This is a genomic window from Vibrio sp. 779(2023) (assembly GCF_033344285.1).
Classification (GTDB): domain Bacteria; phylum Pseudomonadota; class Gammaproteobacteria; order Enterobacterales; family Vibrionaceae; genus Vibrio; species Vibrio alginolyticus.
The window spans coordinates 24,124-46,877 of record NZ_JAWPOM010000019.1 but is presented as its reverse complement, the minus strand read 5'-3'; the positions used below and the strand labels follow the sequence as shown (position 1 = coordinate 46,877).

At 44.3% G+C, this 22,754-nt stretch carries 18 protein-coding genes; 8 read left to right on the top strand and 10 right to left on the bottom strand.

Annotation, left to right across the window (positions count from 1 at the left end):
- Positions 1 to 170: 170 nt before the first annotated feature.
- The 4 genes from R8O70_RS19450 to R8O70_RS19435 all read right to left on the bottom strand — a co-directional run bounded on the left by R8O70_RS19450 (position 171) and on the right by R8O70_RS19435 (position 4,583).
- A complete protein-coding gene (locus R8O70_RS19450) occupies positions 171 to 1,826 on the bottom strand; it encodes a hypothetical protein (protein WP_064354002.1) in 1,656 nt (551 codons plus the stop codon).
- A 301-nt stretch (positions 1,827 to 2,127) separates the two neighbouring features.
- Positions 2,128 to 3,483 carry an FUSC family protein gene (locus R8O70_RS19445; RefSeq protein ID WP_269334381.1) on the bottom strand — a complete coding sequence of 452 codons (1,356 nt, stop codon included), beginning with the start codon at positions 3,481 to 3,483 and terminating at the stop codon, positions 2,128 to 2,130.
- A 13-nt stretch (positions 3,484 to 3,496) separates the two neighbouring features.
- Entirely contained in the window at positions 3,497 to 4,360 is an 864-nt protein-coding gene (locus tag R8O70_RS19440) for an HlyD family secretion protein (protein WP_005377105.1), read from the bottom strand.
- Between the two features lie 10 nt (positions 4,361 to 4,370).
- Positions 4,371 to 4,583 carry a DUF1656 domain-containing protein gene (locus tag R8O70_RS19435; protein ID WP_005377106.1) on the bottom strand — a complete coding sequence of 71 codons (213 nt, stop codon included), beginning with the start codon at positions 4,581 to 4,583 and terminating at the stop codon, positions 4,371 to 4,373.
- 426 nt (positions 4,584 to 5,009) lie between these two features.
- Between R8O70_RS19435 and aspT the strand changes: the two genes are divergently transcribed.
- The 6 genes from aspT (at position 5,010) to R8O70_RS19405 (ending at position 12,276) form a co-directional block, all read left to right on the top strand.
- A complete protein-coding gene (aspT, locus tag R8O70_RS19430) occupies positions 5,010 to 6,725 on the top strand; it encodes an aspartate-alanine antiporter (protein WP_318184325.1) in 1,716 nt (571 codons plus the stop codon).
- Between the two features lie 95 nt (positions 6,726 to 6,820).
- On the top strand, positions 6,821 to 8,416 hold the full coding sequence (locus tag R8O70_RS19425; protein WP_053350320.1) for a bifunctional aspartate transaminase/aspartate 4-decarboxylase: 1,596 nt from the start codon (positions 6,821 to 6,823) through the stop codon (positions 8,414 to 8,416).
- 125 nt (positions 8,417 to 8,541) lie between these two features.
- Positions 8,542 to 9,399, top strand: coding sequence for a pyridoxal kinase PdxY (gene pdxY, locus R8O70_RS19420; protein WP_151514840.1), 858 nt, complete (start codon positions 8,542 to 8,544; stop codon positions 9,397 to 9,399).
- A gap of 210 nt (positions 9,400 to 9,609) precedes the next feature.
- Positions 9,610 to 10,779 carry a patatin-like phospholipase family protein gene (locus R8O70_RS19415; protein WP_318184324.1) on the top strand — a complete coding sequence of 390 codons (1,170 nt, stop codon included), beginning with the start codon at positions 9,610 to 9,612 and terminating at the stop codon, positions 10,777 to 10,779.
- A gap of 17 nt (positions 10,780 to 10,796) precedes the next feature.
- Positions 10,797 to 11,225, top strand: coding sequence for a hypothetical protein (locus R8O70_RS19410; protein WP_047102715.1), 429 nt, complete (start codon positions 10,797 to 10,799; stop codon positions 11,223 to 11,225).
- A 142-nt stretch (positions 11,226 to 11,367) separates the two neighbouring features.
- A complete protein-coding gene (locus R8O70_RS19405) occupies positions 11,368 to 12,276 on the top strand; it encodes a LysR family transcriptional regulator (protein WP_005377119.1) in 909 nt (302 codons plus the stop codon).
- 287 nt (positions 12,277 to 12,563) lie between these two features.
- Here R8O70_RS19405 and R8O70_RS19400 read toward each other — a convergent pair whose 3' ends face one another.
- The 5 genes from R8O70_RS19400 to R8O70_RS19380 form a co-directional block, all read right to left on the bottom strand.
- The gene (locus tag R8O70_RS19400; protein ID WP_005377120.1) at positions 12,564 to 13,715 is read right to left on the bottom strand and encodes an ABC transporter permease; all 1,152 of its coding nucleotides are present in this window, start codon (positions 13,713 to 13,715) and stop codon (positions 12,564 to 12,566) included.
- Entirely contained in the window at positions 13,712 to 14,878 is a 1,167-nt protein-coding gene (locus tag R8O70_RS19395; RefSeq protein WP_031778953.1) for an ABC transporter permease, read from the bottom strand. The genes R8O70_RS19400 and R8O70_RS19395 overlap by 4 nt, the downstream gene beginning before the upstream one ends.
- Before the next feature lie 22 nt (positions 14,879 to 14,900).
- The gene (locus R8O70_RS19390) at positions 14,901 to 15,881 is read right to left on the bottom strand and encodes an HlyD family secretion protein (protein ID WP_054579565.1); all 981 of its coding nucleotides are present in this window, start codon (positions 15,879 to 15,881) and stop codon (positions 14,901 to 14,903) included.
- A 3-nt stretch (positions 15,882 to 15,884) separates the two neighbouring features.
- On the bottom strand, positions 15,885 to 17,300 hold the full coding sequence (locus R8O70_RS19385; RefSeq protein ID WP_025768106.1) for a TolC family protein: 1,416 nt from the start codon (positions 17,298 to 17,300) through the stop codon (positions 15,885 to 15,887).
- A gap of 130 nt (positions 17,301 to 17,430) precedes the next feature.
- Positions 17,431 to 17,658: a hypothetical protein gene (locus R8O70_RS19380; protein WP_005377125.1), complete on the bottom strand. Its 228-nt coding sequence runs from the start codon at positions 17,656 to 17,658 to the stop codon at positions 17,431 to 17,433.
- Positions 17,659 to 18,134: 476 nt separating this feature from the next.
- Between R8O70_RS19380 and R8O70_RS19375 the strand changes: the two genes are divergently transcribed.
- On the top strand, positions 18,135 to 19,754 hold the full coding sequence (locus R8O70_RS19375) for a sensor histidine kinase (RefSeq protein ID WP_258624461.1): 1,620 nt from the start codon (positions 18,135 to 18,137) through the stop codon (positions 19,752 to 19,754).
- A complete protein-coding gene (locus R8O70_RS19370) occupies positions 19,751 to 20,437 on the top strand; it encodes a response regulator (protein ID WP_154204529.1) in 687 nt (228 codons plus the stop codon). Before R8O70_RS19375 ends, R8O70_RS19370 begins: the two co-directional genes overlap by 4 nt.
- A gap of 91 nt (positions 20,438 to 20,528) precedes the next feature.
- Here the strand turns inward: R8O70_RS19370 and R8O70_RS19365 are convergent, their stop codons facing one another.
- Positions 20,529 to 22,664, bottom strand: coding sequence for a TonB-dependent siderophore receptor (locus tag R8O70_RS19365; protein ID WP_205461505.1), 2,136 nt, complete (start codon positions 22,662 to 22,664; stop codon positions 20,529 to 20,531).
- Between the last annotated feature and the right edge of the window lie 90 nt (positions 22,665 to 22,754).

The window sequence follows — 22,754 nt, the reverse complement described above, 5'->3', positions numbered from 1 at the left end:
GTTAAACGGCATCTAACAAGCGACGTCCTGACGCTTTGGCATTAATCCGTGAATGGTTGGATGGCTTGTTGTATTGATGGCTCAAATGGTAGGACATCGGCGACAGTTTCAGTAATCGCCTTTGTAGGATGCAGTCCTACCATCGTCTAGGGGCGGGCTCTTTATGAGAGCTAGAAACGGTAACCAAGATTTAAGGTTACTGACTCTCGAGTTTCCCCTTTGTTATAGAGAAAGGTCAGGTTGTAGTTTTTGCCGATTTGCTTATTGAAACCAGTCAAAAACGCCCATTGATTAAGATCTACACCAATGTCGTAATCGAATTCGATATCACCACTTTTTACATGCCCGTCCATTCGAGCGTCCAGTCCTTGATATTCTGCTCCGACAAAAAACTGCGTGCGATAATCGACAAGTTGATAACCCAACATCGGCTGTACAGTAACAATACCATCGCCCCAATCATCTAAGCCCTTTAAGCGAGTTTGCGAATAGGTACCAGTGACAGAAGCAAAGAATTCTTTATAGCCAACCGAAAGGGTTGTACCTATACCACGAAGGTCATATTCCAAATGCAGCGGCACGTCTAGGCGTCCGCGACTACAAAGTGCAGATAAACCATCGCAAAACTTATCACCTAATCCTGGCAGTTTATCGTTCAGCTTATCTTTTATGTACTGGCCACCTTCACCCGTGTAGGCGGCATCAACATTGGCATCGACATTAACTTTTCCGATGTAACCAAATACATTCCAAAATGGCAGGATGTTTACATCGCCACGAAGCGTCATGCTCTCAGCACTCACGATGCCGACACTGTCTTCTGGATCAAACAGTTCATTAAGGCCGATGCCTTCAATCGTGAAATCATTAAATGGAATATTCATATCTTGATTTCGATACGCTAGCGACACACCAAACGGCAGAGGCAAATCGATACCTTGACGACGAACCATATCACCCATTAAAGGAAAAACTCGGTCTAGCTTAACACTGGCTTCTTGCATGCGTGGATCAGAGACCTCATTCAAGCGTTTTTCGTCTAGTACTTGCACGCCAAGCTTATCTTCATAAATCGCTACCGGTTTTACGCTGCTCATCATTTCGAGGGGTTTATTTTTCTTTGAACCAACTATCTTGGTGTTTTTACTGGCAATCGCAATTTTGCCTGACGCTAACTTCTGGAAGAGGATCTCTTGATCGTAAGAATCCACTTGGTAGTTGTGATGTGTGAACGGTTTATCGTTGGTAATGACCATACGTTTTGGTTCACCATTAACCAACTCAATATCAACGCTTAAAAAGCGAAAGTAGGCGATATCTTGAGGAAGACCGTATTTTGAGTAATTAAAACTGATGATCACATTACCATTCTGATCCTCTTTGGCTCTTACTGATGACGGATCAAAACTCTCCGCGTAGTTTCGAAGGCGGTATTCTGTTCGTGTGAAAGCTTCGATCTCATCAAGTACTTTTTCATTTTCATCGAGTTGTTCAGGGTTGTACTTGATACGCAGATCAATGTTGCCTTTGTTATCGGTGTTCTTAACCAAGTAGACGGACGAATCGCGAACGCTATCACCGATTTTAACACTTCGGTGGGCATGCTCGACCAAATGCTCGCCTTGAACTAGAGAGCTGATGGCCAGTTTTGGTAAATCATGACTGATACCGTATTTGTCGAACAGCGCTCGGCCTTGCTCGATTACTTCGTTGTAGGTCGTCGTCTCTTCAGCGGCGAAGCCAAAAGTGGGGGTAGTAAGCATTAGTGCGCTCGCGAGCACAGTAAGAGAAGACGTCTTGCCGGCGCGTAATTCAAAAAAACTCATGACAGTTTCCACTCTGAATAGTCTCAAACCTTCGAGACTCAGACAGTTAATGTGTCACTGAACTTCTTGTTCAGTTAGATAGATGTGTTTGCTGTGATTGACGTTGTGAATGCAGAGTTTTCGATTGCATTTCGTGAATCAATGAGAGGATTTTATGAGGTGAAGAGAGATACCGTTAATCGCTTTTGATGGATACTATCCTCGCTTTATGGGTGAGGCAGGAATAGGGCAGTGAACAAAGTAAAAAGCCCCGCAGAGCAAAAGCAATGCGGGGCTTTAGTTTCAAGAACGGAGGTGACGCTTAGGCCGTGACGCGAACACGGAACAGATCAGTAAACAACTTGGCAATCATCAAAATGATCATAATGTTTACCAGCATCAGCAATGGCGTTTCAATTCGATACGCTGGGGTTAAGTTGAGCGCACTCGATGTCAAAACAACCAATAAGTTAATACCTAGAATTCTATGTACCATCAGTTTTGGTGTGGAAAAGACCTTCCAAATCACGATGATGTTGATGAAGTAGAACAAGGCAAGTTGCCATAGCTCGGTCATCATTGGCATTAAGAAAATGTATTGCAGAAGGATTACCGTCCCCGTGCCTATTACTCCAAAAAAAGCATCCTTAATAATGCTAGGAGGCATGGTAGGAACGAGTGATGAGAATACGCCGGCCAGCATCGGGAAAATGAACCCTCCGGGCACAGGAAGGTAAATCCAGATCAGCAGCGACGTTACGAACATGGAGACTCCTTGTAGTACCTTTCTGCCGTCTTCATTCAAATGCTGGATGAAGGTCCGATGCTCATGATGCCAAACAGTACTGTTATCGCCTCGCATGACAAAAGGGACGTCGCCAATTAATGATGTACTCGGCTTTTTCATATCAAAGCTTTGAAGTTGCTGTGCTAACGTCGACCAATCGATCTCATTACGTTTCGGCTTATCGGCTTGTTCTAGCAATCGGTCTTGGAGCTGTGCCATCTCATTTAAACGCGCGCGCCATAGCTGACGATGCTCTTTTAAATGGTAGCTACCAGTGAGCGGCAAGCTGATCAGTTGGAACAGTTTCTCTATGTTAGTCGTATTGGTTTCCAGTGCTTCGATATCAATGTGGTGAGGGTTATTCATGGCGTTAAGTATTGCCTCACGGCTTGTCTCAAAACGCTGAACGAAGTTTTGTTCCGTGTTTACTGGCCACACTAAGCGATACACAACCGAGAAGGTGATCACACCAAGAATCGTCTCCTGCATACGAAGGACGGCGAAGTGGAATGTTGCTTGATTATCAAAGCCCCCCATACAGGCGACAATTGAGCACACGGCAAAACCAATCGTAAACACATAGCCGTACTTCTCGTCGCTCGACATAAATATGCACACCCCCAAAAACAAGGTGAAGAAGGTGAGGAACAAAAAGCGGTCTTGAGAAAACATCGCAATAAGAAAAAAGGCATAACCGATGCCCAATAAGGTTCCCAGCAATCGGTTATTACCTTTGTTTATCGAGTGTGCGAAGCTTTCGTTCAATGCCATCACCGCGACCGCAATTGCCGCCCAATACGGTTTCTCCCATTGAAACCATAAGGCAAGGCAGATCGCGATAACGATAGACAGCGCAGCTTTGATTGCTTCTTTGGTTGAGGCATTAAACATACATTCCACCGCATTATTGTTTGATGATTTTGATAGAGGCCGTCATACCAACACGTAGTTGAAAATCTTTCGGTAAGTGATCTAATTTAACTTTAATTGGAATGCGTTGAGCTAAGCGTATCCACTGAAAGTTAGGGTTCACATTGGGCAAAAGATCGTTACCAGTACTACCATCTTGCTTCGCAATGCCGTAGCCAATGCTTTTGATTTTTCCTTCCAGCACAGCTTCATTGTGCATCATTAAGGTCACGTAGGCTTTATCTTGTGGATCAACGCCAACTAAATCCGTTTCTTTGAAATATCCTTCGATCCAAAAGCTGTCTTCATCAATCAAAGCCACGACTGGGGAGTTAGCGACGACTTGAGAGCCGACGCGTAAGTTCAAATTAGTTATATAACCATTCGTTGGCGCATAAACTTTTGTGTAATCAAGGTTTAGCTTGGCTTCTTCAACATTGGCTTTCGCGAGTTCTACGTTGGCAACGGCTGTCTCCACTGCATTGTCTAGGTTATTCAATGTCAGTACAGGTACGGCGCCAGGTGTGCGCTTTTCTAACTTAAGTGCTCGCTGCTCTTCATTTTTGGCCTTTGCTAGTAATGCAATGGCTTGCTTTTGAGCTGCTAGCGCTTTGTGGTACGCCGCTTTATAGATGCTTGGGTCAATCTCAAACAGCAAATCGCCTTGTTTCACTTGCGAATTGTCTTCAACGTAGACTTGGATGATTTGTCCTGTTACGCGGGGGGTTATAGAAACGATGTGCGCGCTAACTTGGCCATCTCTAGTCCAAGGGTTGTCAGAGTATGATTGGTAGTAGCTGAAAATCACGGTGCCAGCGGAACACAGTAGTAGCAGTGTGATGAGATAACGTTTTATCACGGAATTTGCCTCAAAATATCGTAATGAATCGACCAATAACGCCAGTAAAAATCACAATTAGGCTTAGCTCTGCGAGTGCAGGAAATGCAACGTATTTGTGGAGTCCCAGTTTTGTAGCAACGGTTCCGACCAAAATGGTGAGCATGTAAGCCAATGCAATAACCAGCAACAAGGGTGGGAAGTAAACTTCGCCCCACACAAGTTCATGTGGCATTGAGTTCATGGTGTTTTTCTCTATTAACTTGATGAATGGAAAGATAAGGCAAATGATGGCATCCGTGATAATCGCTTTTGGAGGATCTAATCCATCAAACGAAAGGTGTTATGCGCTATATAGAGGGAATGATGCAACCAAACCGCTTTTTGAAGCGCGAAAACAAAAATAAAATTATTTTGCGATTTATCTGGTGTTCATTGCAGAACGCTAAGTTATTAAATTTTCGACAATTATTGATCGATTTTTGCTTTTGAATATGCGAAGTGATGGTTTCATCCTTCAAATGGGATTACGAGTTGTGAGGTTTTGTTCCTAATATTCGCTTCGAAGCAAACGAGATGCTTTTTAAATTAAATAATCCAACAAATATGAGTGACAGATTATTCGTTAGATTATTTGAGTTTTATATTTATTAGTAAGAGTAAAATTGTCATGGAAATTATTTCTAACCTTTTTGACATGGCACCATTTGTTGCTCTCTTTATTACGCTCTCTCTCGGTTATATGGTTGGTAAAATTACCATTGGTCGATTTGTTCTTGGCGGTGTTGCCGGAACATTATTAATGGGTGTAATTATTGGGCAATTTGGTGTTCATATTGATCCCGGCGTAAAAAGCATTTTCTTTGCGCTCTTTATTTACGCAGTAGGGTATCAAGGTGGTGCGCAGTTCTTCAAAGCATTGAACTTTAGAACCATCAACATTCTACTTTCCGCTGTAGTGATGACGGTGTCTGGCCTGCTTTGTGTACTAGCAGCAGCTTGGATGTTCGATCTAGACAGAGGTACGGCAGCAGGCCTTGCCGCTGGTGGTTTGACTCAATCGGCAATCATCGGTACAGCGGGTGATGCGATCGCACGTCTTGGTGGTGTGACAGAAGAAGCGAAGCACCTAATGCAGACCAACGTCGCAGTAGGCTACGCAGTTACGTACATCTTTGGTTCGCTTGGTCCAATTCTGATGGTGACATGGGTATTCCCAACACTGATGAAGTGGGATATCCGAGCAGAAGCGATTGCGCTAGAAGAGAAAAACTCAAATGGTAAGCGTGATTTAGCGCCGGGTGAGTTCAACGCTGTCACAGCGCTGGTTACACGAGCATTTAAAGTGAGCAAAGATGGTGGGCTAGCAGGCAAAACCTTAGCTCAGTTAAACCAACACGCTCTGGCTGCTTGTATTGAATTGATTCAACGCGATGGCAAAGTGCTAGACGTGGACAAATTCACAGCACTGAAAGAAGGGGATGTCATTGTTGTAACAGGCCGCCGTAATGCAGTACATCAGCTGCAAGATGATTTGGCTGACAACGAGATTGCACTTCCAGAAGGCTATGAAGTTATAGAAGAAAACCGTCAACTGATCGCAGACAACCGCAAACTGATTGGTAAGTCGCTGCAAGAGATTAAAGAGGCTTCGAACCAAGGCTCTATGCGCGGTATTTATGTGACAGACTATATTCGTGAAGGCAACTCAATTGAAATGACACCGGATCTTGTGGTGAAGAAAAACGACGTCATCCAGCTTACAGGTACCGCAAAAGACATCAATCGCGTTGAGAAAAACATTGGTCAGCGAATGGGCTCAGCAAGCGTGACTGACTTAGTCGTGCTTGGTATGGGCATGGTGGTTGGCCTATTAATTGGTCTAATCAGTTTTAAGATTGCTGGTATTCCCGTCACTATCGGTTCTGGTGCAGGTTGTTTGATCTCAGGTTTGATCGTCGGTTGGTTGCGTAGCCGCAATCCGCATGTTGCTCAGTTTCCTGTGGGTGCCGCGAACTTTATTCGAGATTTCGGTTTGGCAGCATTTGTAGGCATTGTTGGCCTTGAGGCTGGGCCTCAAGCGGTCGACACCATCAAAGAACACGGTATGTCTCTGTTGTTCCTTGGCATGGGTGTAACGATTATCCCTCAGATTATTTCGTTCTTCTTCTCATATTTTGTATTGAAGATTAAGAACCCGGTTGAAGCACTTGGCTGTGTGACAGGTGGACGAAGTGCGAACCCAGCATTCGCGGCTTTAATGGAAAAAACAGGTAACGCAACGCCAGTATTCTCATTCACTGTGACTTATGCAGTCGCCAATGTCCTGCTTACCCTATGGGGTCCAATCATTGTCGGCATTATTACTTTAAACGCAGGCATGTAATTTAAATAAATTCGAACACGCTTATCGCCTAATTAAATAGGCGGTAGGGGAAGTATTATCCAAATTTTACTAAATAATAGATTCAGGTAAATATTATGACTACGCAAAACACAACAATTGATTTTTCAAAATTTGCAGATTTAAGCCCATTTGAATTAAAAGATAAACTAATTGAAGTGGCACAAACTGTTCCTGACCGCGCGTTATTAGATGCAGGTCGTGGTAATCCTAATTTTCTTGCGACACTACCACGTAAAGCGTTCATTCGTTTGGGTGAGTTCGCAATATTGGAAGCCGAGCGCACTTATTCATACCTAGATGGTGGTTTCGGTGGCATTCCAGATGGTGTGGGCATTGTTGAACGCTTCGATACGTTTGCAAGCAAGAATAAACAAGACCAAGGCGTACAGTTCTTGGAAAAGTCGCTGAGCTACGCAAAAGACCGTTTGGGTCTAGAGAAACAAGCATTCTTGAATGAACTGGTTAACGCATACCTTGCATGTAACTACCCAGTGCCACCACGTATGTTGACGAACATCGAAACCGTTGTGAAGCAATACATTGCAGAAGAGATGTACGGCCCAATGCCAATGACAACAGACTTCGATCTGTTTGCAACGGAAGGCGGTACGGCGTCTATGACGTACACCTTCCAAACTATGTTCAACAACGGTCTATTGAAGAAAGGTGACAAGGTTGCGCTAATCACTCCAATCTTTACGCCTTACCTAGAGATTCCAGAACTGAGTGAATACGAACTGGAAATCGTTGAACTACGTCTGGATGAGACAACATGGCAACTGCCGATGTCTGAAATCGAAAAGCTTGCAGATACAGGCATCAAACTGCTTTGTGTTGTTAACCCGGCAAACCCAGCGTCTGTGAAGTTCTCGGATGAGACTCTGGATAACCTATCAAATTTTGTGAACAACGAACGTAGCGACCTGTTCATTGTGACTGACGATGTATACGGCACATTTGCGGACGACTTTGTCTCACTGTTTGCAAAACTGCCATACAACACGCTTTGTGTGTATTCGTTCTCTAAGTACTTCGGTGCAACAGGCTGGCGTTTAGGCTCGATTGCGATTCAACACAACAACGTGTTTGACGATGCAATGCGTAGCCTTCCTGAAGTGCGTCAACTTGAGTTGGACGATCGTTACAAAACGCTGACTCCGGAACCTCGTGAGATCAAGTTTATTGACCGTATCGTTGCCGACAGCCGTAGCGTAGCGCTTAACCACACAGCAGGTTTGTCGCTTCCTCAACAAGTTCAAATGGCGCTGTTCTCATTGAATTGTCTGATGGACTCAGAGAAAAACTACAAAGAAGCATGTAAACGCATCATTCGCGAGCGTTACAAAACTCTGTACAAAAACATGGGTGTAGAAATTGAAGAAAACAAAGATCGTGTGGACTACTACACACTGCTTGAGCTCGACACTCTGGGCGGCAAATTGTACGGACCAGCATTCGTTGAATGGTTCAAAGCGAGCGAGAAGGGCAAAGACTTCCTGTTCCGCCTTGCACATGAAACCGGCGTTATCCTACTTCCAGGCCAAGGCTTCGATGTAGTGCATGCATCAGTTCGAGTTTCGCTAGCAAACCTTACTCACCACGAATACGAGCTTATCGGTCGTGCAACACGCAAAGTGTTGGATGAGTACTTTGCTGAATTCAAAGGCTAATGAATCCAGCCTGATTAAGAATAAGCCTCGGCGTTGTCGAGGCTATTCCGACCAAATAAGCACAGTGCGCGGCATTGTGTTTATTTAGTCGCCAAGCTAACAAACTTCCCTATTAAGAGTGACTTATGAAAAGCATTATTTCTATTCAATCTCATGTGGTTTATGGCCACGCCGGAAACAGTTCTGCAGTCTTCCCAATGCAGAGAATGGGCCTCGAAGTATGGCCAATTCACACGGTTCAGTTTTCAAATCACACTCAGTACCAGCAAGGTTGGACTGGACAGAAGTTTGGGGCAGATGAAATTCATTCTCTAATGAGAGGCTTAGATAACATTGAGAAGTTAGGCGAATGTGGCGCGATACTGTCCGGTTATCAAGGCAGCGCAGAGCAATGTCTAGCGGTGGCCGAAGCGGTAAGTTTAGTCAAATCGCGTAACCATAGTGCACTTTATGTGTGTGACCCAGTTATGGGTGATCCAGACAAAGGTTGCATTGTGGCAGACGGTGTCAAAGAAGCGATAAGCCATAGCTTGTTGCCCATCGCTGATGTGATTGTTCCTAACCAGTTTGAACTGAGCGAGTTAACAGGTGTGAAAATTGACTCTCTTTATGATGCGGTCACTGCATGTAAAAAAGCCCTAGAGCTGGGACCGAAAATGGTATTGGTGAAACACCTGCATGCACTAACAGATGACGCCTTCAGTATGATTTTAGCCACGCCGAAAGCAAGCTATTTGGCCCAACGCCCTAGTGTTGAATTTGCTATGCAGCCAGTCGGTGTCGGTGATTTGATTTCTGCGATTTTTACTTCTTGTTTGGTGAAGAAGATGTCTCCTGTCGCAGCCTTTCGTCATACACATAACGCCGTTTACGGTGTATTGGAGATCACCAAAGGCTATGGCACATGGGAGCTACAGACGATCAATGCCCAATACGAATTTGTCGAACCGACGCATGAGTTCAACGTCGTGAAAATTGCTTAGCGCAGTACCTAATTAACGGAGAAGCGTAAAGTTAGCATATAGAAACTTGGCATAATTGCTTTGATGGATAGCATCCTACAATCGCGATTATGGGGTTTAGCCGTGCCTAGCTATAGTAACTCCACACAACGAAACGGACTTCATTTTGACCCAATTAACTTCAAACTGAGTCTCTGGTCATACGCCAGAGAACATTAAATGAGACTGACTATGAATCGTTTAATTTCCTCTGGTGTAACGATAGCACTCTCGCTCTTGGTAGCGGCTTGTAGTTCACCCCATACGCTGGATGTCCGTGTTTCTCCAAGCAACTATAAAGACGTTGAAATCGCAAACTCAACACTGGCAGAACCACTTCGAATGTGGGCTAATGAGGCTCCCGATTTCCTTTATTCGGCACACAATCAAACCACACCAATCAAAGTAGAAGGTGAACAGCTCAATATTTTGGCCTTATCGGGTGGTGGGGTAAACGGCGCGTATGGTGCTGGCGTTTTGATGGGCTTACAGGAAAAGGGTGAGCTAAAAGATTATGCCATCATTACTGGAGTCAGTGCGGGTGCCCTAATCGCTCCTTTTGTTTTCATTGGCGGTGATGCGATGCCAAAGATGAAAGAAGTCATGCTCAACATCAATGATAAGAATATTTTGGGTAAGAAGAACTTCTTAAATACCCTGTTTAAGGACGCGTTTACCGATGGTGAGAACCTCTATGATTTCATCGCAGACGCTTACCCTGAGCCCATGATCGAGGCGATGGCGCAGCAACACCGCAATGGTAAACGCCTCTTTATTGGCAGTACCCATTTTGATTCAGGCGAACTGGTGATTTGGAATATTGGTGCGATTGCGAACAGTGATTTAGCGGACAAATCTGAACTGATTTACAAGGTGCTTGCTGCGAGCGCATCGATCCCTGGTGTTTTCCCTCCACAATTTATCGATGTTGAACATGATGGAGAAACTCTTGAGGAGTTACACGTAGATGGTGGTCTCGCAGCGCAGGTGTTCTTTAATCCGTCTAACTTCAACTATCAACAAATCTCAGATGCTTTGGGGTTAGAAAAAGCGCCTCAGTTGGATGTGATTCGCAATGGTGCGTTAAAAGCGCCGTATCGTCCACTAAAAGACAAAGGTTTGGACTTGGTATCGAAAAGTGTCTCAAACCTTACGCTAGCGCAAACTCGTGGTGATCTCTATCGAATGAAATACATCAGTGAAATCAACGATATCGAGATGCAGTTTACCTACATTGATCAAGATTTTAGATACGCCAAAGTAACGAAAGATATGTTCGATCACCGCTACTTGCTGACGATTTACGAATATGGATTCAAAAAAGCCACCCAAGGGCAACTTTGGGTAACTGAACTCCCTTAATACAGGAAAACGATACAATGAAAAAAGCCGTTCTTACACTCATGATGCTTACCGCTTCCGCGACTGCATTCGCCCAAAGTGGAGCCCATCTTGACCAGCAAAAAGTGGATAGTGATATGCAGCAACTGTCTGCAATCAAAGAAGAAGGTGCAGCCTTTATCATGATTGACGAGAACTCGAGTTACGTGGCGGTCGAGTTCGTGGGAAAGTGGGAAGAGATCAACAACTATGTGTCACACAAAGAAGCGAAACAACGTAAATTGGAAAAAGTGAACAAGCAGTTCGTGTACTCTCAGGTCGGTGAAACGTTGGAGTCACTTGAGCAAAAAGTCGTTGACCACATTTACGCTGATCAACCTAAATATTTCAGTGTCGATGTCTACCGCGATTACCATGGTGACTCAGGAGAATTCAACTATTTAGCTCGTGTCGTTGAGTACAACTAAGTTAGAGAAAACCTACTGAAGCTAGTAGGTTTTTTTGTGTCGTCGAGAAGGAATTCAAACGCAGATTGTTTCCGTTACCAAGTAGCAATTCTACGATCTTGTGGTAATTTAATTAGATAACTCTAAAAAGTAAGCACAACCTATGAATTTTAGTTTTGAACAACTTCTCGCGTTCGTAACCGTTTATGAACAGCTTTCGTTTAGTAAGGCGGCGGTCAAACTCAATAAGCACCGAACCACAATAGGGCAGGTGATTACCAATCTTGAAGACCAACTGGCGGTCAACCTGTTTGAGCGAGTGGGGCGCTCGGTAGAACCGACAGAAGATGGTCATCTTCTTTACCACTATGCTAAGCAAACCATCGAACAAGCACGTACTTTCGATAAAGTCGCATTAAGTCTGGCTTACGGTGGGTTAGAGAATGTTAGTATCGCCTATTCAAGCGCTATACCACACCGTTTTCTCGTATTGCTTCGTATTCAATTAGCGGCAGATTTTCCGATGATGCGAGTTAACTTTCTTGTTCGTAATCGCAACGAAATTAAAGAGGGTTTACAGAATGGTGAGTATCAATTCGGTATTGTCAATGTGCATGATAGTCGAGCAATACATAGTCTGGATGCGACGTTTTTAGGTCATTTTGAATTTGTTCCTTTCGTCCAGAAAGGTGGTGAACTCGCTTCTATGGCACCAGATCGAGTATTGACAGCCTTGAGGAATAGTAAACAATTTGTACTGCGGTCTCTTATTGAAGAGGGAATGGGCGAAAAAGTCATCGTAAGTTCGAACCATGAAGAGGTCGACCAATTGGCCCTTGTAGTGAAAATGGTTGAAGCAGGTTTAGGATGGGCGATTCTCCCCAGAACGTTTGCCCATTCGGAGTTTTCTAATAATCATATAGAGCCAGTGGAAGCTTCTGAATTATTGGAAGGTTTTAAGTTTGGTTTTGGCCTATGGTGCCAACCCTCTAAGCAAGTCGGTGATGTAAAAAATTCAATCATGAAGGTCGTTACAGAATACCGAGAGAAAATAATCCGTGATATGACTTAGCGGCGACATGTATCCTGCTCATCCCTATCAACAACAAGACTCAATGTGAGTCTTGTTTTTTTGTGTCTGAAAAACGTTATCGTTCTAGCGAAGAGCTAATGTCTATTGGAAGGATATAACCCTCTATATGAGAGTATGGAGTCCATAGTTTTTGGCTTAATCTAACCTCGCTCAATGGGTAAGCCCAGAGCAAAAAGTGTTTTTACCATATGTCCGCTGCAAGGACGCAGATTTTCAGCCGGGTTTAGTTACCCGGCTTTTTTTATAGTAATAAAAAATGTCAGCTGTCACCCCAAGCTCTCTGTTACAACTGGCTTGTTACTTCGCTTAGCAATCCAGTACGCAACGCTACCCCAAAGCACGGTGAGTGCCCAAAGCGCCGTCCAATGTGGAGCGACTTGTTGCCAGGTTGCCCCCATTTGGTTTAGCGCTAAGAAAGCTTTTATCGCCCAAGTGCTTGGGCTTAAATCAGCAATCCATAATAAGGGAGTAGGTATGGCTTCAATTGGCCAAATAAAACCAGCCAAGAAAATGAGCGGCATAGAGCTCACTAAGACGACTAAGGTGACAAGTTCACGCCGAGGTAATAAGTAACCTAGCCAGAAGCCTAGTCCGCAACAACCTAAAAAGAACGGGAACAACATAGCCAGCAATTCGCCCGCATTGGCGATATGGTTTACGTTTAAACGTTCGAAGCTAAAACCAAAATAATAGGCGCCGAGTAAATAATAAATTGCCACAAATACTAACGTTCTCACAAGCAGCAGCGATCCCGTTGATACTTGTGACCAATAGCCACGACCATGACGCTGTGTTCCCGTTTGTAATCCAACCGCCATGATCAACGTTTGTTGTAAAATCAGAACAAATACTGCCGGCACTACGTATTCGATGTAACCCATGGTTGGGTTGAACGTTGGTTTCATATTAAGCTTAATAGCAGAGTAATTATGGCTAGCCATACTCATGGGCACACCATCTATCACCATTTTACTGACTTTCACTTGGGCCCCTAATGTGCCTCCAGCTTGGGCCAATCCTTCTACCACGGTTCCGTACACGAGAAAATACGAGGCGTCCGCAGCGTAGACCAGAGTCGGGCTTTTACCTAGCATTAGGTCTTTGTAAAAGTGTTCTGGTATGACTAAAAAACCGGTGATCTCTCGTTGTAAAAATGCTTGCTTTGCATCGGCAATCGTATGAAGTCGAGTGACTACGTTGACTTGCGGAGTGGCATCAACCATACGTTCTAGCTTTAAACTCGTCTGACTACCATCTAGATTAACAATCGCGATTGGTTGTTCACGAGGCGTTTGTTGTGCATAAGGCAAAGGGTATAAAAACGAGTAAAATACGACACCACCAAACACGGTCAACGTAACGACTGGATTGGTTAGAACGGCCTTAAGTTCCGCTTTAATCAGTTGCCACAATGTCATACCGCCTCCTTCGCTTGGCGTGTTGATGAAGCTGTTCGATGTTTACCCATCAAGGCTGCGGTAATGAGCAGGGGCACAACGTAACCAATCATAGGCCATAGCGAGCTTAAAGATTGTGCGGCCGATGCTCCATAGCTTGCTTGACTCACTTGTACTTCAATGTAATGGGTAATCGGCAATAATGAACGCCATGCATAAGCGAGCGTGTTCATGTCAGAAACTGGGAATGTAATTCCCATGAACGCGAAGCTTGGAGCCGTAAATGCGCCAGCAAAACTCATCGCACGTGCAGGATCCATCGACAAGAAGAAGAACAACGCTCCCATAATGATACAGGCGATAACCGTCGCCAATTGTGCTAATAGCATAACCACAAAACTGCCTTCCATTGGCCAATCAAGCACGGAATAAAACCAGTACAAGAACAACGCACCTTGCGCCATAAAGACCGGAATGTACTGACTTAATAGGGTAGTGAGCCTGGCGTATGGCTTTTCGCCCAAAAATGCAAAGCTATTCTTTCCACCATAAATGCGAAAGTGCGCGGCAAGAATCAAAATAGTGCTTACTACAATACATATTTGCCAAATGGCTGGCACGATAGCCGTTACCAAAAATTGTGCGTAGTTATTGTTACGGTTAAATAATGCGGTTATTTGTGTCGACACGGGTACAGCCTGTCCAGCCGCTGCTAACGTTGTGGTGTTACCCTTAGCCAAGTTGCCCATTACTTCAACCTGAGCGTCGAAATAGCCTTGTGCTTGCGCAACGGCAGAGTTGATCAGTTTCGCTACCAAAATGTACTGACTGTTGTAAAAGACAGAAAGTTGAGGTTGGCGGTGCTGGAGAATATCTTGGTCGAACTTAGATGGGATGACCGCGTAAGCGTAGATATCGCCTTCAATCATCGCATTTTTTGCTTCGCTTGCACTGGCGTAATGATAGTTAACAGCCAGACTCGACGACGCATCCAAAGATTGAATGAGCTTTCGAGAAAGTTGGGAATGTTGTAGATCAACCACACCGATTGGCAGATCCCGGGCAATGCCCGCAGAGAACACTCCCCAAATCATCAGCGCGAGCAAAATCGGTATCCAAGTAAGGCACGAAAGCAACCACTTGTCTCGTCGTAAGATATGCCGCTGTGAAATCTTAATCGTCATAGCATTAACCTAGTGGTTGTGATTAAAGTTCAACGACAACACTCATTCCCATACGCAGTTCAGGTTCGGGTTGAGCTGGACGAGCTTCTACTTCAAAGGTACGAAGATCAAAACCTTGAGAAGCATCGGTTGCTCTCCACGTTGCAAAGTCACCCATAACGGCAACATGCGTTACTTTGAACTCAACATTTTTGTTTAAGGCAGGCAAATAGGCATCAAAGGTTGCTCCTTTTTTAAAGTGTTGAAGGTAATCTTCACGCACATTAAGTGTCGCCCAGGCATCTTCTGTATCTATCACAGTAACAACCGGGAAGCCCTGAGGTGCTAATTCACCACTTTGAAGTAGAACTTGAGAGACTTCGCCGTCAAACCAGCTGTAGATCTGAGTATCTTTCGCGTACGCTTCTACTTCGGCTACGGCACCTGATGCCATGCGCGCTTTTTCCGCCGCAGCCACTTTGGTTTCACTTCTAGCGCCTTCTTTTGCCATTTCGTACATTTGAAACGCGGCACTTTCTGTGTATTTCGCTGCTTGCCACTGCGTTAAAGCTTCATCGCGCTTTTGTTCTGCAACCACGCCATCGTTATAAAGGTTATTTACACGATTGTAGGTTTTTTCCATTAAATTCGCAGCGGCTTTGGCTTTCATCCACTGATCTTTTGCTGCTTGGATTTGTTGCTCACGTGCGCCTTTCTCAGCTTCTTGAGCTAAAGCGTCCGCCGCTTTTTCACCTGCTTTTGCTTGTTCTAACTTCGCTTCAATTTCAGGACTATGAAGGGTAAAAATAAGCTGACCTTTCTCTACATCGTCGCCTTTACGTACCATTACCTCATCAATACGCCCTGGGACTTTTGAGGAAATGCTGTATTGCTGGGCTTCAATTAATCCCTGTAAGCGGATCGGTTCCGAATGATAGGCTTGGTAAAATTGATACCCAACCCAAGAGGCAACACCCAAAGCACAAAGTGAGAGTAAAACGGGTTTTAGTGATTTAGCTGCCATGATTTATTTCACCTCTTTGGATGTTGAAGCAGGGATATAAGCGGTATTTTGATATTGTTCGAAGCTGTTCATTTCACTGCTCAATGCGAGTAGCTTGGTTAAAGATATTAAATAGCGGAAACGCGCCGCTGAACGCTGTGTTTCTATACTCGCGACATAAAGTTGTGCATCCACAACATCCAGCGAAGACGACAGACCCTGAGTAAATGCTTTTTCACGCAAGCGCAGGTTTTCGTTAGCGAGTTCAATGCTAGATGCGAGCCCTTGTACTTCATCAATGGCTTGCTGAGCCTCCAAGTATGTCTTTTGGACTAACAGCGATAAGTCTTGTTTGGCTTGGGACTTTAATGAGTCGACCTGCGAGACGACGCTTTGAGCGGCTTTGACTTTTTCGCTTCGCCCTGATGATTCAATCAGTGGAATGCTGACACCAACACCAACTAACCAGTCTGGCTTCATTTGGCTTGCGAGAGAATCGTCTTCATACAAGCTGTAGTCGCCGTAAAGATAAACTTCAGGGTAGTATTTCCCTTTTTCTGCTTTGATTAAGCTAGAGGCTTGTTTGTGTTTAGCGCTCAGAAGTTCTAACCCCGGATAGGTAAGCAACGTTTGATCGACAAAAGCGCTAAGAGGGGGAAGACTGTCGTTGATAAACAAAGATTCAGCGGGCTCTACGGCGTCATCTTGTGCGAGTAATTTACCTAATGCAGCCTGAGCGATACTCAAATCGCTGGCAGCTTTACGTGTTTCTACGGATGCTTTATCTAAAGAAGCCTCGGCTTGCAGGCGCTCAACGTGCGCGATTTGTCCTTGCTCTTCAAGCTTAATGGCAAAATCTCGATGCTTTTTTAGCCCAGCTTCAACCGCTTGCCGCGTTGCGAGTACTTCCTTTGCCAGTACGACAGAAAAGTAGTACTTCGATAAATCTTCAAAACGCGCTTGTTGTTCCATTAGAAGCTGACTTTTCGCCTCATCCGTTTTGCCTTCTGCTGCTGATTGAGCCGCAGAAATTCTACCACCAGTAAAAATTGGCCAAATGGCACGAATAGACGAAGAGAAAATATCGCGCTCGGTTATGGTCGAAGTGGTATTAGCTAAGGCACCAAAAATAGGCTGAAAAGCAGGAGGTACGTTAATGTGTGCTCCTGTGCTGTCTAGGATCTGTTTTCCCGACAGCGTGATATCGGTATCTAAACGCGTGTAATTCGCGCCAATAGTAACCTGAGGTAAGTTGAGATTGCTGGTGGCACTCTCTTGGTATTGGTAGTTCTCGACGTTTGAGCGTTGAGCTTTAAGAGAATAGTTGTTTTCTAGCAATAGCTGCCATGCGGTATCAAAAGTGATCGGTGCCGCATGACAGGCAAGGGAAATCGAGCTGCTAAGTAAGCCCAGTATCCAAACCTTTCCTGTTTTTTTCATAATGGCTGCTTTGTCGTAGAGTATTAGCTCTAATATAAAGGATTCGTAACTGCGTGTTAAGTAGGAGGGAAAATTGGGCAGTAGTATGCGCCCAGTTATATTTGTGCTGGGCGCGGGAGATGTTACAAATTTATTTCGTATATGGACAGTGAAACTCCGCTCTCCACTCGAGCTGACGAGAACCTCGCATCGTATTCAATAGATCTTTTCCACTCATTTGAGGGAACGATAACAGGACTTTGAGATCAGAAGTACCGCCTCCGTTTTTTTCATAAGCCCTGACGTGTGTAAATGTTGAATACATATTCTCTGACAGCATCGCCTTATTCAGGCATATTCCAAAGGTATCGCGTTCCATGTTTGGTGTTCCTTCTAACTATAAATGCACCTCTGTTTATAGTTTTCCAGTTTTCAGATGGTGTCTAAGTGTTTGTCATATAGTCAGTATTTGTGTTTTGTTTTATTTTTGTCCAAACCACTGACATCAATGTTGAGCTTTTAATAGACTTCCAGCTTCACTGCTTTCAAACCGAAACTCTCATTGGTTTCGTTGATTAAAAATTATACGTTGTAAAGTCTAAAAACGCCTCAAAAACCGCTAAAATCGATGTGATCGCGATCATGATTTTAAGGGCAATTTATGTATGGAATTGAGTATCAGAGAGGAATGCTAAATTTGGTGAATGGTTGTAATTTTATGTTTCAGCTCGTCGATTAATTAACCGTAAACTCTGCGGTTTGCTTGTCTTCCTCACAGATTTATCACCACGACAACGTCATGCTGTTAACTGAGTGTTAACGTTACGCTCAAGAGTGAATCACAAGGATGTATCAATGAGTTGGAAAACCATCAGCTTTCGTAAGCGGATGCTCATTATCATGACGCTATCGGGGTTGATAGAGCTGTTATTGCTTGTCGCCGCAGGGTTCACTTATCTCAAAATCAATCAAGAGCAAGAAATGGGAGAAAAAGCACTGGGTGTTGCCCGTTTTTTAGCGGACTCAGCGGTTGTTCGTGAAATGATCGAAACCCAACACCCCCAGCCATACCAACTTCGCTTTCGAGAATTAACCGAAGCCATAGGTGCTGCATTCATCGTTATTGGCGACCATAAGGGAGTACGCTTAATCCACCCTGTTGATGAGCGGTTGGGCAAGCCAATGAGAGGTGGCGACAATCGTCGAGCGCTAGAGCAGGGGTTGTCTTATGTTTCGACGGCACAGGGCTCGTTAGGTTATTCAGTTCGTGGTAAAGCTGCGATTTTTGACGAGCAAGGGAACATCATTGGTGTGGTTTCGGTTGGCTATTTGCTCGACCGACTGCAAGACCGCATCGAACCATTTTTGGCCTTTTTGATTTTAATGGTCATCGTAGTTGTCGTCGCTAATGCCATTGTATCCAATTATGCGTCGAGAAAGTTTCAGCGCGCCATTTTAGGCTTTGAGCCTGAAGAGATAGGGCGGTTGTACGGCGAATTAGAAGTGACGATGAGCACTATCAAAGAGGGCGTGTTAAGCATTGATGCCCAAGGGATACTTCGCTCGATAAATCGTAGTGCCTGCCAGATTCTCGGTATTGATAGAGAATCAGCGCTCAATAAACCTTTGACTGACACGCTGCGTGATAGCGATCTATATACAGTATTAGAAAGCGGGCAGGAAGATCATGATATTGAAATATTCCTTAATCATAAGCGCCTGATTGCAAATCGCTCTCCAATTTATGTTGATGGAAAAATCGTGGGGGCGGTATCGAGTTTCCGTTTAAGGGATGAAATTAATGATCTAACCGAGCAGCTATCACAAACCAAGGAATATGCAGATTTGTTACGTTCGCAAACCCATGAGCATCGAAATAAGCTCAACACCATTAGTGGGCTAGTACAAATGGGTGAGCTTGATGCGGTGCAAAAGTTAATTGGACAAGAAACCGCACACTATCAAGCAATGATTGAGTTTTTAAGAGATACCGTTAAGGACCCGCTAATTGCAGGTATGTTGCTTGGAAAAACTGAACGTGCTCGCGAGTTAGGCTTACAACTGGTGGTTGAGGAAGGCAGTCGTCTGGAGCCCCTACCTGAGTGGCTAAATTCGGAAGACCTTGTCACAATTTTGGGTAATTTGATTGATAACGCTTTCGATGCCACGTTAACTTCAATTCGCGATGAATCAAATGTTGCGTCAGAACGCAGAAAAATTGATGTGTCCGTTAGCGATTACGGAAATGAAGTGATACTTGAGGTGATAGATCATGGCTGTGGCCTCCCAAAAACAATGGATCCACAAACATTATTTACAAAAGGCGTTTCAACGAAATCTCGTCAAAATCGAGGTGTTGGGTTGCACCTTGTCAATCAGCTTGCTACTCGATATCACGGCCATGTTGAGATGATACCCAATACAAATTATGGGACAAGAATAACGGTGTACTTACCCAAGGAAGAACAATTATGAGTATGGCGACTCGCGTAATGATCATTGAAGATGATCTGGCTATTGCTGAGCTGCACCACAAATACTTAAGCCAACTGACAGGTTTGGAAGTGGTCGGAATTGCGACCACGAGAATGGAAGCGGAAATGCAACTCGACATTCTTAAGCCAGATTTACTATTGATGGATGTCTATCTTCCCGATGGCACAGGGCTTGAGATACTAAATACACTGCGTGCAAGTAACCAAACGTGTGATGTCATTTTGATTACAGCCGCAAGGGATGTCGATACGTTACAACAGGCGATGAGGGGTGGCGTTGTCGATTACCTGTTAAAACCAGTGATGTTTCCACGATTAGATGCCGCACTGAAAAAGTATGTGTCCCAACGCCAACAACTAGACATCGTAGAGAGTTTGGATCAGAACCTCGTTGATAAAATGCTGCAGTCTCACGCCAATCAAGACAACTTGCCGAACCGATTACCAAAAGGGATTGATGGTGTAACCCTAGACAAGATCAGAGAGTTGTTCCTAAATGGCAGTGTACTGACCGCTGATGAGGCAGGTGAAAAAATCGGAGTGAGCCGAACAACGGCAAGGCGCTATTTGGAGTATCTGATCAGCACTGGTGAACTAGAGGCTGATTTAAACTATGGCTCTGTTGGTAGGCCAGAAAGGTGCTATAAAAAAGTGACACGGTAGCGTTTATATTGATGCTCTATGCAAAATACAAAGCGATGGCTTGTTTTAGAAACCATCGCTTTACAAATTACTGCTGTTCCGCTCTAAGAGGTTAGAAGTTGTATTCTAACTTCGCTTCGATAGAGCGCTCAGCGCCAAACCAACAGTTATTTTTGTCGTAACAAGAATAGTATTCTTTATCGAATAGATTGCTTGCAGAAAGCGTGACGCTAGCCCCTTTCATTGATTCAGATACCGTTGAGAAATCGTAACTTGCTGCTAAATCAAACAAGGTGTAGTCCGGTACTTTTTGACTATTCTGTGCATCAATTTGTGCTTCTCCGACATAGCGAACGCCAGCACTGGTACGAAGGCCTGAAAGATTTCCTTCAAAGAAGTAATTTGCCCATAGAGAGGCCGTTTGCTCAGGTACCCAAACCGGCGTTTTACCTTCTTGGTTGTAATAACTGTCCTCGGTAATCTCCATATCGGTATATGTATAGCCTAGAGTGAAATCAGCTTGTGCTGTGGCTTGCCATTTTGCCTCAAGTTCAATACCTTGTGATACCACTTCGCCCGCTTGATAGTTCGGTGCATATGGGTTATTCGGATCGGTCAAGATCGCGTTTTTCTTCGTAATATGGAAGAGTGCTAAGTTACCTGAGATATCACCAGATAATGGTGCGTATTTAAAGCCTAACTCCCATTGATGACCGGTTGATGGCTCAAATGCTTTACCAGAAGAGTCGGCACCCGCAATTGGCTCAAAACTTTCCGAGTAAGTAAGGTATGGCGAGAGGCCAAAGTCTAGCTCATACAAACCACCGACTCGGAAAGATACGTTGGTATCGTCTAACTCTTCCTTGCTGTTGGATACTGCTCCTAGATAATCGCTAACGGCGTCTGTATTTGAATCGTATTTATCCCAACGAAGACCTGCAATCATTACAAGTTGGTCGTAACGAACTTGATCTTGGAAATAAACGCCAATCTGCTTCGTTTTGATATCTAAGTTTTGTTTGTATTGGAAATTCAGTGCATTACGATCAATGCTGTTGTGGTCAGGATTAAAAATGTCCTGAGTTAGCGAATACCCAAGCGTGTCTTTGTATTTTACATCTGAGTCTAGATACTGATAATCAAGCCCGAACAATAAGTTATGTTCAAAATTTCCTGTTTTAACGTAGCCCGATAGTTGGTTGTCAATCACAAAGGATTTGGACTTTTCATCGGTTAAATAGGCATTTCGACCAACGGTACGGTTATCCGCTTCAAGTGCACCGTTATATGTGTTTTCCTGATAGGCATCGGCGGTCATGTAGCGGGCATTCTGTAGAAATTGCCAATTGTTGTTAAAGTCGTGTTGGACTTTGTAACCCATCATCAGAACTTCGCGTTCGTAAGTGTTCCAGTCCTCATCCCCCAAATAAGTGCTTGGTGACATCGAGCCAAGTGGGTTTTTAATCACTGAGCCAGACGCAGGCACAGTCGTGTAGATACCTGCTGATGGATCATTTTGATAGTAAACATTCACGTTCACTAATGTGCTTTCTGTCGCTTGCCAATTGAAAGATGGGGCGAGTACGTAACGTTCGTCTTCAGACGTATCGGCTTGACCATCTCGCTGTTTTGCCAGGCCGACGATACGGTAATCAACATTAGAATCACCAATTTGTCCTGTGGTGTCGAACGTCAGTTCTTTTAGGCTGTTAGTCCCTGTACTAATCGAGACAGAGTGCGAGGGTGTTGACTGAGGCGCCTTGGCGATAATGTTGACCATACCTCCTGGTGGAATATTGCCGTAAAGAACAGACGTTGGCCCTTTAAAAACCTCGATTTGCTCAAGAGCAACGGAATCGACCTGCGGTTGAAGGTTCCAACCGTTGTACAGCAAAGGAAGACCATCATAAAAGTTGGTGTAGTTAATAAAACCACGAATATTGAATAGGTCAAGTCGGGAAACGGCACCGCCACGCAATTCTGTATTTACGCCAGGTGCATAACGCAATGCTTCGCTCACCGAGTTTACGCCGCGCAGGTCCATGTCATCTTTAGTGATTACCGTGATCGCTTGCGGTGTTTCCTCCGGTTCTAAAACGGTTTTAGTTGCGGTGTTTCGGTATGTTTCTCCTAGCACCGTAATCGTTTCGTGTTGGGATGTGCTCTCAGTTGCATTGGCGTGGCCAGCGAGCAATGCGGATACGACGATAGCAACCGCTGAACGATGAAATCGAATCGGACTTTCCATATTTATAAATTCCACTACTTTTTCTATTTATTGATAATGATTGTTATTTGTATTCTATATTCAAAGAAATAGGAAAAGTTAACAATTTGG